The organism is Staphylococcus caeli, from assembly GCF_051413795.1.
Classification (GTDB): Bacteria; Bacillota; Bacilli; order Staphylococcales; family Staphylococcaceae; genus Staphylococcus; species Staphylococcus caeli_A.
Genome location: NZ_JBOIRQ010000025.1, coordinates 1 through 13,579 on the forward strand (window position 1 = coordinate 1; position 13,579 = coordinate 13,579).

12 protein-coding genes are annotated in these 13,579 nt (G+C 32.0%); 8 read left to right on the top strand and 4 right to left on the bottom strand.

The window, feature by feature from the left end:
- The first annotated feature begins 473 nt into the window (after window positions 1–473).
- From ACSULM_RS10990 to ACSULM_RS11015, 6 genes are all read left to right on the top strand, one after another.
- Window positions 474–1,100, top strand: coding sequence for a DUF4064 domain-containing protein (locus tag ACSULM_RS10990; RefSeq protein ID WP_436862679.1), 627 nt, complete (start codon window positions 474–476; stop codon window positions 1,098–1,100).
- A 121-nt stretch (window positions 1,101–1,221) separates the two neighbouring features.
- Window positions 1,222–2,631: a hypothetical protein gene (locus tag ACSULM_RS10995; protein ID WP_436862681.1), complete on the top strand. Its 1,410-nt coding sequence runs from the start codon at window positions 1,222–1,224 to the stop codon at window positions 2,629–2,631.
- Window positions 2,632–3,105: 474 nt separating this feature from the next.
- Window positions 3,106–4,029 (top strand): AEC family transporter, encoded by a 924-nt coding sequence (locus ACSULM_RS11000; protein ID WP_436862683.1) that lies wholly within the window; start codon window positions 3,106–3,108, stop codon window positions 4,027–4,029.
- 270 nt (window positions 4,030–4,299) lie between these two features.
- A complete protein-coding gene (nrdD, locus tag ACSULM_RS11005) occupies window positions 4,300–6,150 on the top strand; it encodes an anaerobic ribonucleoside-triphosphate reductase (protein WP_436862685.1) in 1,851 nt (616 codons plus the stop codon).
- Window positions 6,147–6,683: an anaerobic ribonucleoside-triphosphate reductase activating protein gene (gene nrdG / locus ACSULM_RS11010; protein WP_436862687.1), complete on the top strand. Its 537-nt coding sequence runs from the start codon at window positions 6,147–6,149 to the stop codon at window positions 6,681–6,683. Before nrdD ends, nrdG begins: the two co-directional genes overlap by 4 nt.
- A gap of 67 nt (window positions 6,684–6,750) precedes the next feature.
- Window positions 6,751–7,734 carry a choloylglycine hydrolase family protein gene (locus tag ACSULM_RS11015; protein ID WP_436862690.1) on the top strand — a complete coding sequence of 328 codons (984 nt, stop codon included), beginning with the start codon at window positions 6,751–6,753 and terminating at the stop codon, window positions 7,732–7,734.
- A 150-nt stretch (window positions 7,735–7,884) separates the two neighbouring features.
- Here ACSULM_RS11015 and ACSULM_RS11020 read toward each other — a convergent pair whose 3' ends face one another.
- From ACSULM_RS11020 to ACSULM_RS11035, 4 genes are all read right to left on the bottom strand, one after another.
- Window positions 7,885–8,451: an NADPH-dependent FMN reductase gene (locus ACSULM_RS11020; RefSeq protein ID WP_436862693.1), complete on the bottom strand. Its 567-nt coding sequence runs from the start codon at window positions 8,449–8,451 to the stop codon at window positions 7,885–7,887.
- Window positions 8,452–8,461: 10 nt separating this feature from the next.
- Window positions 8,462–9,523, bottom strand: coding sequence for an LLM class flavin-dependent oxidoreductase (locus ACSULM_RS11025; RefSeq protein WP_436862695.1), 1,062 nt, complete (start codon window positions 9,521–9,523; stop codon window positions 8,462–8,464).
- Between the two features lie 13 nt (window positions 9,524–9,536).
- A complete protein-coding gene (locus ACSULM_RS11030) occupies window positions 9,537–10,463 on the bottom strand; it encodes a VOC family protein (protein ID WP_436862698.1) in 927 nt (308 codons plus the stop codon).
- Window positions 10,464–10,578: 115 nt separating this feature from the next.
- The gene (locus ACSULM_RS11035; protein WP_436862699.1) at window positions 10,579–11,190 is read right to left on the bottom strand and encodes a GntR family transcriptional regulator; all 612 of its coding nucleotides are present in this window, start codon (window positions 11,188–11,190) and stop codon (window positions 10,579–10,581) included.
- A 106-nt stretch (window positions 11,191–11,296) separates the two neighbouring features.
- Between ACSULM_RS11035 and ACSULM_RS11040 the strand changes: the two genes are divergently transcribed.
- Window positions 11,297–12,181 carry an NAD(P)-binding domain-containing protein gene (locus tag ACSULM_RS11040; protein ID WP_436862702.1) on the top strand — a complete coding sequence of 295 codons (885 nt, stop codon included), beginning with the start codon at window positions 11,297–11,299 and terminating at the stop codon, window positions 12,179–12,181.
- An 8-nt stretch (window positions 12,182–12,189) separates the two neighbouring features.
- On the top strand, window positions 12,190–13,566 hold the full coding sequence (locus tag ACSULM_RS11045; protein ID WP_436862704.1) for a four-carbon acid sugar kinase family protein: 1,377 nt from the start codon (window positions 12,190–12,192) through the stop codon (window positions 13,564–13,566).
- The last annotated feature ends 13 nt before the right edge of the window (window positions 13,567–13,579 follow it).

Genomic DNA, 13,579 nt, shown 5'->3' on the forward strand with positions numbered 1-13,579 from the left:
GTTGAGTCATGTTATAATTTTTATACATAAGGCACCTCGTTAATTTAGTTTAGTAGTGTTTATTAAATTATACGAAAGGGCCTTATTTTTTGAATAGCAAAATATATATTGTACCGATTTTGTAACGTGCTGACGCCTAGGGGAATAGTATGAGTGAGAGACTACTGGCTCGATCCATACCCCAGGCAAGCATGCACGGACAAAATCGTAAGATTTTAAATATAAAGAGGACCAATCCATATAAGGATTAGCCCTCTTTTTTGAGATTGGGATTTATGTCCCAGCCTCTTCATTTTTTAATGCGGGCCATAGTTAGTAAAGGAGTTTTTAAGTTTATTGACATAAAAGCTTTGAAAGCATGGACTTCAATATACACAATTAGTATAATTAAGTATACAATTAAATATTTTGAAAAATAATAGTTATAAGTTTTTTGTCTTAAATTATTTTAAAGGAACATAAGGAGGCGTATTATGATGAAAAGAACGATAGAGCGCGTATTAACGTGGATTGGTATCGTATTACAATTACTAGGTGTTGTATTCATAGCAATTGCGATGCCGCTCATGGGAAATAGTGAAATTAAGGATTCATTTATTCAAGGAATGATGGAGGAAGATAGTACCTTCTCATATCAAGATGGCACAGATATATTTAATGTGTTAAGTGGTTTGATGGTAGTAGCACTTATAGTAGGTATTATCTTACTAATCGTTGCTGTTATTGCTGCGTTCTTAATTGGTAAAAAATCCAAAGTTGCGGGTATATTACTTATTGTCGTAGGTGTAATTTCTTTAGTAGGTAGTTGGATTAATGCAATTTTATGGCTTGTTGCTGGTATTATGCTATTAGTAAGAAAACCGAAAGCACCTATATACGATAAAGATGAAGAGGGTAACTATAACCCTTATATCAAAGATGGTTCACAAGTAAATGAGCACAATAATTCATTTGTGTTATCAGAGGACCAAAAGAAAAGAGAACAAGAAACAATTAAAGATGAATACTCAACATCTCAAGATAAAAACCAAGATTTAAAAGATTTTGATGATTTAGATGAAAGATCTAAAAAAGTTCAAGAAGATCCATATAAATATTAATTCAGTGAAAGGGATTGTCTAGTATATAGGCAATCCCTTTTATATATCATATTTTTATTGGCGTACATTCATTGATGTTATATGATATATATAATAATAGTTATAAAAAGAGGTGAAATTGATGTTCAAATTACCTGAATCAGTAACTGTATATGATGCTTCACAAATTGTAGAAATGGATTTGAAACTTGGTAATGAAACAATGTTTGAAATTAATATTGGAATAATGCATGAAATAAATAATGAATTTAGTAAAAAAGAAAGTACTATAATAGAAAATTTGTTAAAAGAGAGACCCAATCCAATTTTATTAATTCAAGATGAAGCCAATCAAATGAAAGTGTTAAAAAAGTATAATTTATTATATAGAATTGATGATGATTTATACACAGTTAGCCCCGAATTGATTAATGCTTATAATGAAATTGTATTAGACTTAAAATATCCAGCGCTAGAGGTACTATCTGAAGATCAAAGACAAACAGTAAGAGGGCTGGTATTAAATGATGAATTCAGAGAAAATTTGAAAGATATCACATTAATGGAATTGCTTGAATTATACAGTAATGAAGAATTGAAAGATATTTGTAGACTATACTCAATTAAAGGTTTTTCTACCAAAAATAAAAATGGTTTATGCGAACTTATATCAAACAAGTTTTTTGAAAGTAAAGATATAGCTGCAAGTATTTTAGATGATGATTTTTCGGTTGCAGTATTATATGAATTATTAGCATCAGATAGAAATAGTATTAAAGATGTAAATATGGATAGTTTAGAATTATTCCCATTTATTGTCGGTATATTTGATCGATTTGGATCTATTATTGGAGTATTGCCATCTGATGTAAAGACATATTTAGAGGAAAATTTTGATGTACAATCAAAAATAGAGAGTGTTCAAGTTCCGCAAACAAACTATGAAATTATAGAATGTGTGCAACGTGCATTACAAATATATGGTGTAGTAGAAATGAAGCATATGCAAAAACTTATAAATATGTATTTAAATATAGAAGTCTCTAAAAATGAATTAAAAGGATTATTTGATTTAGAAGGAGAAGGATTAATATATAAGAATTACATTGTACACCCATTCATTATGGATGATATTCAAGAATATTTAACATTTATTTTAGATGTACCTTATTTCGTGCCTCAAAATTATGAAGAATTTAAGGTTATAACAGGTTATAGTGATATTTATCAAACACTTGAAATGCAAGGATTCTCTAAATTGTTTAAACAACATTTAATTGATAAAGATAAGACAAATCAAGACGAGATGGAAGTATTTTTACTAACCATGATATCGTCGTCAGTCAATGAAGCACATGTAAAGTTGTATTTGCAAAATTTTGAAGAAAATCATATTATCACTAAAATGCCTAGAACAAAACGGGATAAATTTTTAAATAAAATCATTCCGCAAATTAGAAAATGGATATATCGTGGTCATAATTCAGAAGAATATAAAAATCTTAAGCGGACTGATAAAAATGTTGTGAGTTTTAATAACTTCAAAAAGTAAACTTCTTATTAGAGCAAAAGAGGTGTAGTGAAATGATGGTTTTAATCATGTTGTCACCACTATTAGTAGTTGGGTTTATAGTGATGGCTGTATTAGAAGAGAAAAAGCGTAATAAAAAAAATAAATAGTTAAAATTATCCTAGGACATTAAAATAGTCTTAGTCTGTTTCCTTTATAGGGCAGGACGATGAAACCTTTTTAGTAAATTAGGTTTCTGTCCTGCTCCTTTTTATATTTTCATCTAATACTTATAGAGGTAAGACTGACCGACGAGTGACTGTACACTGAAGGTAGTCTTATCTTTTGTAAACAGTAGTTGATTTATATATTGTTTTACGTGAAACAATGGAGAAGTAATAAACTGTATCAGTAAAATCATTAATCTTCTGATATGATAAAAGAAATCAAATAATTAAGAACAGACAAAATACAGAAATAAAAATGTCATGATTAATAATTAAAGGAGGGCACATTATGAGTGAAATGTTTTACATCTTGCAGACTGTACTCCTGCCTATTTTCATTATGATACTGCTTGGATTTATCATACAAAAGAAATTCTCTTTAGATTTAAATACATTAGCGAAGTTAAACATTTATGTATTTGTCCCTGGCTTTATTTTTGTTAAATTTTATAAAACGGATTTCGCAATAAGTTTATTACTATATATTGTGATGTTTTTTATCATATATATGATTGTCTTATTTATGATAGGTAAAGGGATTGCTATGCTTCGTAAAACGGATAAAGGGGAAGCAACTACACTTACAAATAGTTTAATGTTTTTTAATTCTGGAAATTATGGTGTACCTGTAAATGATCTTGTATTCAAAGGCGATCCTTTAGCAATGTCGGTACAGGTTATTGTATTATCTTTGCAAAATATTTTTACTTTTTCATATGGTGTGTTTGCAATTCAATCGTTATATATTGGTAAATTGAAGGCGTTGCTAGGTTACTTTAAAATGCCTGTACTTTATGCATTGTTACTCGCTATCGTATTAAATTATGCCAATGTGCCGATACCAGAGTTTATTTGGACACCGGCTAATTATGTTTCAGATGCAATGATTGCCATTGCTTTATTAATGGTAGGTGCACAAATATCAAAAATTAAATTTAGCATTAAGTGGTCTAAGTCATATATTTATGTCTTTATAAGATTAATAATAGGACCGTTTATCGCACTCATTATAATTAAAATAATGGGGATTGAAGGTATCATTGCACAAACATTATTCATTGCGTCTGCAATGCCAACATCGGTAAACAGTTCAGTAATTGCTCAAGAATATGATAATCATCCAGAACTTGCTGCAGAACTTGTATTTCTTTCTACGCTGCTCAGTGCAATAACAGTGGTTATTGTGATTTATCTTTCTAGAATTTTGTTTTAAAAATATAGTAATTAAGTGATACTGGAGTCTTATTTTTCGATCGATGAGAATAAAATTCAAACAAATCATAAATAATAGCGTATTTACACAAGAGCAGCTAGGCTTCTTTAATGAAGTAGTTGCTCTTTAAAAATATCTAGAGCAATTTAATGTTCATGAACTTTTAACAAAGCTATGACAATTTTGTTAACGACTATCCTTGTATTTGAAACACAATATATAGTGGTTTATATTTTAATAAAATACTATATGTAGAAAAAGAGGGGTAAAATGAACAAATTAGAACAGGATTTAAAAAACCTTATTACTAAAGATCCCACGGTTGTTAATGAAAATGCGAATAAGGATAGTGCGACATTTTCCACAATGAGGGATTTAACGGCAGGTGTAGTTTCAAAATCCTATGCTTTAAATTATTTATTACCAGAACATGTCGCTCAAGCACATAAACGCGGTGAAATACATTTTCATGATTTAGATTATCATCCATTCCAACCACTGACGAATTGTTGCTTAATCGATGCTGAAAGTATGTTAGAACAGGGGTTTCAAATTGGTAATGCCACGGTGACTTCTCCAAAATCTATTCAAACGGCTTCAGCACAACTCGTTCAAATCATAGCCAATGTATCAAGTAGTCAGTATGGTGGATGCACGATTGATCGCGTTGATGAATTGTTGAGTAAATATGCTGAATTTAATGAAATAAAACATCACCAAATCGCTGAGAAATTTATTGCTCCAGAAGATATAGATGCTTATGTTGATGATCGTGTAACTAGTGATATTGGCGATGCGATAGAAAGTTTAGAGTATGAAATTAATACACTGTATACGTCCAATGGGCAAACGCCATTTGTGACACTGGGTTTTGGACTAGGTGTAGATAAATATAGTCGTAAAGTGCAGAAAGCTATATTACGTACTCGAATCAAAGGATTAGGCAAAGATCGCATTACGGCTATTTTTCCCAAATTAGTATTTTCTATTAAAAAAGGTGTAAATTTCAGTGAAACAGATCCAAATTATGATATTAAACAGTTAGCATTAGAATGCTCTACGAAGCGGATGTACCCTGATATTTTGAACTATGATAAAACAGTTGAATTATTAGGAGATTTTAAAGCACCTATGGGATGTCGCTCATTTTTACCAGCTTGGAAAGATGCAGAAGGTCATTTTGAAAATAATGGACGTTGTAATTTGGGAGTAGTTACGCTCAATATTCCAAGAATTGCAATTGAATCTAAAGGTGACATAGAAGTGTTTTGGAAGATTTTTCATAAGCGTATGGCAATTATGCACGACGCACTTGTTTATCGAATTGAACGCATTACACAAGCAACTCCAGAGAATGCACCCATCCTATACAAAAATGGAGCATTTAAATATCGTTTGAATGATAATGACCATATAATAGATATTTTTAAAGGTCAACGCGCCACTTTATCTATGGGATATATTGGATTATACGAGGCTGCAACAGTATTCTATGGACCTGATTGGGAAAAACTTTCTAAAGCTAAAGCCTTTACATTGGATATACTGAAAGTGATGAAAGAATATCAATTAAAATGGACAGATACATATGATATTTGGTTTAGTATTTATAGCACGCCAAGTGAATCATTGACTGATCGTTTCTGTAGATTAGACCGTGAGCAATTCGGTGAAATTGCAGATATTACTGATAAAGGCTATTACCAAAATTCATTTCACTATGATGTACGCAAAGATGTTACTCCTTTTGAGAAAATTGATTTCGAAAAAGATTATCCAATTTATGCAAGTGGTGGTTATATTCATTATTGTGAATATCCAAAATTGAACCACAACTTAAAGGCACTTGAAGCAGTATGGGACTATTCATATGATAAGGTGAGCTATTTAGGTACGAATATTCCAATTGATCATTGCCGTAAATGTGGATTTGAAGGGGATTTTGATACGACGTCAACGGGATATCAATGTCCTGAATGTGGCAACGCTGATCCTAAAACAGTAGACGTGGTGAAACGGACATGTGGCTATCTCGGTAACCCTGTGCAACGCCCAACTATAGAAGGGCGTCATAAAGAAATGTGTGCACGAGTCAAACATTTGAAGGATACAACTATATGAAGTGGTTAGATATCACACATGGACAGGGGCATGTTGCTAAAATAGAATCTCAAAGCTTTGTGGATGGTGAAGGCGTACGATGCAGTTTATATGTTTCAGGGTGCCCGTTTGCCTGTAAAAATTGTTATAATGTGGTTGCTCAGAATTTTAAATATGGTGAGTCTTTTAATCAAGATATACTAGAAGAAGTGATGGAGGCTTGTGAGCCGAATTATATTTCTGGATTAAGCATATTGGGTGGAGAACCATTTTGTAATGTGGATATTACATTACAATGTGTTCAAAAATTTAGACTACGATTCGGGAAGACTAAATCAATATGGGTATGGACAGGTTTTTTGTTTGAGTATCTCGTACAAGATACTGGTGAAAGAAGCTCCTTGCTGAAGCACATTGATATACTCATAGATGGTCCTTTCATTAATCACCTATATAAACCTAACTTGCCATATAAAGGTTCATTAAATCAACGTATCATTGATGTTCAAACTTCATTAAAACAACAACGTGTATGTGAATATATTAGAGATTAACAACTTTTTTCAAACTTCATCATTCAATCAAATATATAAATAGTGCTTATGTAAAGGGGGCAAAAAGATGTGTACAGGCTTTTCATTTTTATCAAAAAATAAGCAAGTTCTATTAGGCCGAACAATGGATTTTGTGCATGAACTTGAAGGGTTTCCTGCAGTACAACCAAGACATTATTATTGGGAATCACGTGTTGCTTATAAGGGAGAAACAAAATACGGGTTTATTGGATCAGGTTGTGACATGGAGGGCTTTCTCTTTGGAGATGGTGTGAATGAACATGGTCTTGGTACATCGATACAATACTTCAGAGGGTATGCTTCTTATGCGACAGGACCACGTAAAGGTTACATGAATATCGCACAAAGCGAAGTGATTATTTGGATACTTGGCTATAATAAAAATGTTGAGGATATAATTCAAAATGCGCCATCAGTTAATGTTGTTGGACATGTATTAAATGACATTGATGAAGTTCCGCCCATACATTATCATATTACGGATGAGACAGGACGTACTGTGGAACTTACTTTTAATGAAGGTCAAATTGTCATCAATGAAAATCCATTAGGTGTGTTGACGAATAACCCGGATTTGAAATGGCATTATGAAAATTTAAGAAATTATGCACAACTAACTCCTCACAAACCATCAAACAAGGTGTTATTAGGTCAATCGATAGGCTCTCTCGGTAATGAAGGAGGTACGTTTGGTCTGCCAGGTGGATTTACTTCGTCCGAGCGTTTTGTCCGTATGGCATATTTAAAACATAATCTAATAGGTAGCAGTAATCCCACATATGATGTGCTCGATGCATTTAAATTATTAGATGGTGTCAGTATTCCCAAAGGCGCTGTTTTAGATGAAAATGAAGGTATACATTATACGTTGTATCAAACAGTATTGAATTTAACGACACGAACTTTATATATTAAATGGTATGATACGAATGAAATAACAGAATTAGAGTTAACTGAAGCACTGATTATGCAAGATGAAATGACGATTTTTGACCCTGTACAGGGTTTAGTAACTAACAAATTAAATTAAGTAAACTGTATATATTACATATATCTAAAATAATGATTTTGGGCAGTTTGACGGACTTAAAGATATGTTTCTAAGTCTGTTAAACTGTCCTATTTTTATAAAAAAACACAATCGCACCAAATTGGAACGATTGTGTCATAACATTAAACATTAAAAATCATATTGATCATTTTCTTCTTCAAGTACTTGGGCATATACTTTTGCTACACGTAGCGTTGAAGTTGTTAAAGCATTCAATCTAAATAAGATATCATCATTTACAATTGTGCCTTGTGAAAAGTTACGTTCTTCTATAAATACATAAGTTTGTATGATTTGTGCTTTCATATAGCCTAAAATAGGTTTCAGCTGAGTTTCAGGAATTAAATAGTGTTTTGCTGAACCTGCCGTCGCAATAATACCTACAACCTTGTCTCTAAATGCGTTCACTGGGAGTAAGTCGAAAACATTTTTTAACGTGCCTGGTATTGAAGCTTGAAATATTGGAAATCCTATGAAAATAACATCTGCTTGCATGAGTGCAGTCGTTAACGCTAGAGTGTCACCTGAATAATCTAAATAATTGCGGCCATCACTAAATGATAAATCTAAATCTTTTAAGTCGAAAAATTGGACTTGATGTTCAGATGCTACATGACTTATTTCAGATTGTAGGTACTTCATAGCAGTACTTGTCTTTGAACCAACAGTTGATCCGGAAAGTAATACAATATTCATTTGTTACCTCCTAATTTTTCAAATGCTTTTTAACACCTGGGATTATTTCATTACCGATAAGTTCAATGTTTTTCATGATTTTCTCGAAAGGTACACCGCCAAAATCGATTTGAGCCATAAATCTTTGGTGCTGGTAAAGTTCGTGCTGGTAAAGAATTTTTTCAATAATTTGTTGAGGACTTCCAACCATTAATGCATCTCTATGGTCTGGTGCATTTGCAAATTGTTGTTTTGGATAGCCAGCGCCTCTTATAAAGGACATTCCCACATTTAAGTGAGGATAGAACTCACGTAAGGCATCTTGCGTCGTATTAGCAGTATAGAACAAGCTTGCTGTTGAGACTGGCAAAGACTCGGGTGAAGTATTGAAGCCGTGTTCTTCTGCAGTTTCTCTATAAGCATCAACGGCGTTTTTGAAAGTCATTGCGGGACCACCTAATGTAGTGATCATCATTGGAATACCTTGACGACCAGCTTTGATAGCACTTGCAGGTTGACCACCAACTGCACGCCATATTGGTAACGAATTATCGATAGGTCTAGGGAATATTTTCATGTTTTTTAAATCAGGTCTAAATTGACCAGACCATGTAATTTTATCTGTTTGATTAAGCTCCATTAACAAATTAAGCTTTTCTTCATAAAGTTCATCATAATGGTTTAAATCCAAACCAAATAAGTCAAAAATACCAGTACGTGAAGCGCGACCAGCAACAATTTCTGCACGTCCGTGAGAAATTAAATCTAACGTTGCGAAGTCTTCAAAGACTCTGACAGGATCGGCAGCACTAATGATTGAAGAAGAGCTAGAGACTTTAATTGTTTTAGTGGCTTGAGCAATCGCACCTAATACGACTGTATGGGCTTGTGTAGTAAAATGTTCTTGGTGGCTTTCGCCTATACCAAAGACATCAATACCTGCTTGTTCTGCTAATTGACTTGCTTCAATTAATTCTTGAATACGCCGTTCATAACTTACTTTTTGACCATTTTCTGGATTGAGTAAGTGGTCTCCGAGAGAATAAAGCCCAAATTCTAATGGTGTATTTTCATTCATTTTTAAAATTGCCATTATGCATCATCCTTTATAAATCATGTAAATTTTTTTCGATTTCAGCTCTTTGTTGCTCCATAAAATCAGGTAAATTGAGTTGTTTACCTAAATCCTTGATGTCCGTATCCACCGTGAATCCAGGTTGCTCCGTAGCAAATTCATACAAAATATGGTTATGACGATAATATAGTGATTTGAAAAAGTAACGGTCAATAATACCACTATTATTTCCTGGGTTATGATTGATAGTATCTAACGTGTTTTTTAAATTGTCATCTGTTGGTGTATTGACCGCAATGTGATGCACATATCCTTGTCCTGGTCGTGCACGCGTTCCTTCTTGTTCTACTATAACGAAGTCAGTATATAATCCATTAGTATCTAAAGTCATGACTGTTTCATCTGTGTCTTCTCGAGGTGTATAGTGCAATGCTTGTGTCAAAAAATCTATGGTTGGTTGTGTATCACGCAAACGTAGTTCAACTGGCCCCATGCCAAGTATTTGATGTTGTGTTGGTATTTCTGAATAAGGGTTTTTGCGCCAAGATTGCGGTAGTTGATAGTGTTCATTAGCAAGTAAAATAATTTCTAAACCATCGATATCTTTAAATAAGAGTGCTGACTGATTTAAATAAGTCATTCGTGTCGTATTTATATTATGGGTGCTTAAACGCACTTCGAAATATTCTAATGCTGATTCATCTGGAACAAGTAATGATAGGCGATGAATACTATTAGTACCTGGTCGATTTTTTCCTAAATTAGGGATTTCAAAAAAGCTAAGCAAGGTACCAGCAGAACCGATTTCATCACCAAAGAATAAGTGATACATAGTTGGATCATCTTGATTGACAGATTTCTCAACTAAGCGTAATCCTAAGATGTTGGTATAAAAGTCTTTATTCAATTGAGCATCTTTCGTGTACATTGAGATGTGGTGATGACCAGTAATAGTCATTGAAATCCCTCCAAATTTTAAATTTATAATCTTTATACCCATTTCCATTTAAAAAATAAATAAACGTTATTGAGTATAAAAAATATACTTGTTAGCAATAATATATACCTATTCGTTATTTTTTAAAATCTAAGTAATAAAGGCTAAAATCTAAATCTTTTTTTAAATGTGATTCTAATAAAGTGACAGCTAAATCAATATTTCTATTATAAAGTGCAGCTACAATTTCCTTATGTTCTTCAATTAACCCTGGTCTTCGTTGATTTATAACGGTTTGACTGAACAAATAGATAAAGCTTTTGTATTTTTGATAGGTATCTAATATAAATTGATTTTTAGTAGCGGCAATTATTTTTTGATGAAACTTATCATTAGTTTCTATGATTTCAAGTTCGTTTTCGTGATCGATATCAATATTAGTGTAAGATTCCAATTCATGTAAATCTGATTTAGTATATACAATTGCTGCTTTTCTTAATGCATATGTTTCTAACAATATTCTCATTTCAAATATTTGTCTATATTCTTCTGTTGTTGGTATAAAAATATAAGAGTCTTTAATAAAATACTCTAATTCTAATTGTTTTAATGCCTCTCGAATTGGGGTTCTACTAACATCATACTTTTTTGCTAATTTTGCTTCAGTAATTTTTTCATTTTTCTTCAAATCACCAGAAATAATATCATTTCTTATTTTTTGGTAAATGGTCAATTCATTGTTATTCAATTTTTTCACCTCATCAAATTAAGTGTACTATAAAAAAAACAGTAATAAAATGTATACATTTTATAGATAATAGTATACAATTAATTTGTAAACGTTTTCAGAAAGGGTGTTGAAATTGAAAATTGGATTTATTGGACTAGGTATTATGGGAAAACCCATGGTTAAAAACTTACTTAAAAGTAACGTAGAAGTAATGGTAAATGATTTAAATAAAGAAGCAGAAATAGAAGTAGCAAATGATGGAGCAGTAGTAGTTTCTATCCAAGAGATGGCGAAAGAAGCAGATTGTATTATAACTTCGTTGCCAAATGGCGCTATTGTAAAATCAGTGCTTTATAGTGGGGAACATGCTATAACAAAGCAAATAAATAATAATGTCAAAACAATTATTGATACAAGCTCACTAACACCTAATGAATCTTTAGAAATCAGTAAAATACTAGAAGAAAAAAATATCAAATATATTGATGCGCCTGTGAGTGGTGGTGAACCATTAGCAATTACTGGAGAGTTGTCAGTAATGATTGGCTGCGCAGAAAAAGACTTGAAAGAAATACAACAAATATTATCTCCTATTGCATCATCTGTTATTAGAGTTGGAGATGTCGGCGCTGGAAGCGTTGTGAAATTAGCGAATCAAATTATTGTGAATACAAATATTGCTGCACTATCAGAAGCCGTAGTATTAGCGAAAAAATTTGATATAGATTTAGAGAGTATGTATGAAGCAATTAAAGGTGGACTAGCTGGCTCTAATGTTATGGATGCTAAATTCCCTAAAATGATTAAAGAAGATTATAGAGCAGGTGGAACTATAAATATAAATATGAAAGATATGAAAAATGTGAATTCTACTGCTGATACTGTAGGTTTGACATTACCTTTAGCAAATCAAGTTAAAGAAATATATAAATCAGAAGTAGCTCAGGGGAATGGTATGAATGATCATTCAGGTATCATAAAATATTTCGAAAAAATCAATAATATGTAGGTGAAAAAATGTTAAATGCAAGCTTAATTAGTGAAACAATAGGCGATAATTTTGATAAAAATCTCGATGAATTCAAATATAAAATTATAGTTCTAGATGATGATCCAACTGGTACACAAACTGTGAAAGATTTACCAGTATACACAGAATGGACTGAATCATTGATTGAAAATGGCTTTAAACAAAGTAGTAACATGTTTTATATTTTGACAAACTCCAGGGCATTAAATGAAGCGGAAACAACAATTTTACATCAAGAGATCAGTAGAAATATTGAGAAAGTTTCTAAGCAATTAGATACCCCTTATATTGTTATAAGTAGAGGTGACTCAACATTAAGAGGCCACTTTTACCTTGAGCCAAAAATTTTAAGTGATACTTCAGAAAACGCTTTTGATGCTGTATTTTATTTGCCAGAATTTTTTGAAGGTAATCGTTTTACTTATAATGGAATTCATTATCTTAAGGAATCTAATTCGTATATTCCTGTTTCTGAGAGTGAGTTTGCTAATGACACAACATTTGGTTTTAAGGCAAAAACCATGTCAGATTTTATTGAGGAAAAGAGTAAAGGAAGTATTAAAGCAAATGATGTTAAAAGAATAACTTTAAATCAGATACGTAAACGAGATAGAAAATCAATAAATCAAGTTTTGGATGAGGTGTCAAATTTTGATGCTGTGGTAGTTGATGCATTAAATGATGAAGATATGGACTATTTTGTATCATGTTTAACAGCATTTTTAATGAATAATGATAAAAAATTTATGTTTAGAACTGCAGCTTCATTTGTTAAAGCGATGTGTCAAACGCCTGGTGAGATCATTGATTTAAAGCAATATGGTTCACAAATAAATGGAGGATTAATAATTGTTGGTTCTCACGTTAAAAAAACATCAGCGCAACTAAAACACCTATTAGAAAATACAAATATAACTTCCATTGAATTCGACGTAAAAGCAGTTACTAGACAAGATTTGGATGAATATATTAAACAACAGATTAATAGGGTGATTAAGTTACTTAAATTAAAAAAAGATGTCGTAGTTTTTACTTCTAGAGATGTTATTAGAACAGAAGATTTATCTAATAATTTAAGTATTTCAACTAATATATCAAACGCATTAGTTGAAATCGTTAAAGGTTTAACGCTAAAGCCAAGATTTATTATTGCTAAGGGTGGCATAACTTCAAGTGATGTTGCTACAAAAGGTTTAAATATAAAGAAAGCACAGGTTATTGGACAAATAACTAAAGGTGTACCGGTGTGGTTAACTGGTAATGAGGCGAAATACAATCAAATGCCGTATGTTATTTTCCCGGGAAATATTGGAGATGATGAAACACTAACTGAAGTATACAAAATGAATTCTATAGATATATAAAGGGGAGAGATTT

Bases quoted from the DNA above. Each gene is read 5' to 3' on its own strand.
- nrdG (WP_436862687.1), top strand. From the start codon at position 6,147: ATGAAGTGGTTAGATATCACACATGGACAGGGGCATGTTGCTAAAATA.
- ACSULM_RS11025 (WP_436862695.1), bottom strand. From the start codon at position 9,523: ATGGCAATTTTAAAAATGAATGAAAATACACCATTAGAATTTGGGCTT.
- ACSULM_RS11000 (WP_436862683.1), top strand. From the start codon at position 3,106: ATGAGTGAAATGTTTTACATCTTGCAGACTGTACTCCTGCCTATTTTC.
- ACSULM_RS11030 (WP_436862698.1), bottom strand. From the start codon at position 10,463: ATGACTATTACTGGTCATCACCACATCTCAATGTACACGAAAGATGCT.
- ACSULM_RS11045 (WP_436862704.1), top strand. From the start codon at position 12,190: ATGTTAAATGCAAGCTTAATTAGTGAAACAATAGGCGATAATTTTGAT.
- nrdD (WP_436862685.1), top strand. From the start codon at position 4,300: ATGAACAAATTAGAACAGGATTTAAAAAACCTTATTACTAAAGATCCC.
- ACSULM_RS10990 (WP_436862679.1), top strand. From the start codon at position 474: ATGATGAAAAGAACGATAGAGCGCGTATTAACGTGGATTGGTATCGTA.
- ACSULM_RS11015 (WP_436862690.1), top strand. From the start codon at position 6,751: ATGTGTACAGGCTTTTCATTTTTATCAAAAAATAAGCAAGTTCTATTA.
- ACSULM_RS10995 (WP_436862681.1), top strand. From the start codon at position 1,222: ATGTTCAAATTACCTGAATCAGTAACTGTATATGATGCTTCACAAATT.
- ACSULM_RS11020 (WP_436862693.1), bottom strand. From the start codon at position 8,451: ATGAATATTGTATTACTTTCCGGATCAACTGTTGGTTCAAAGACAAGT.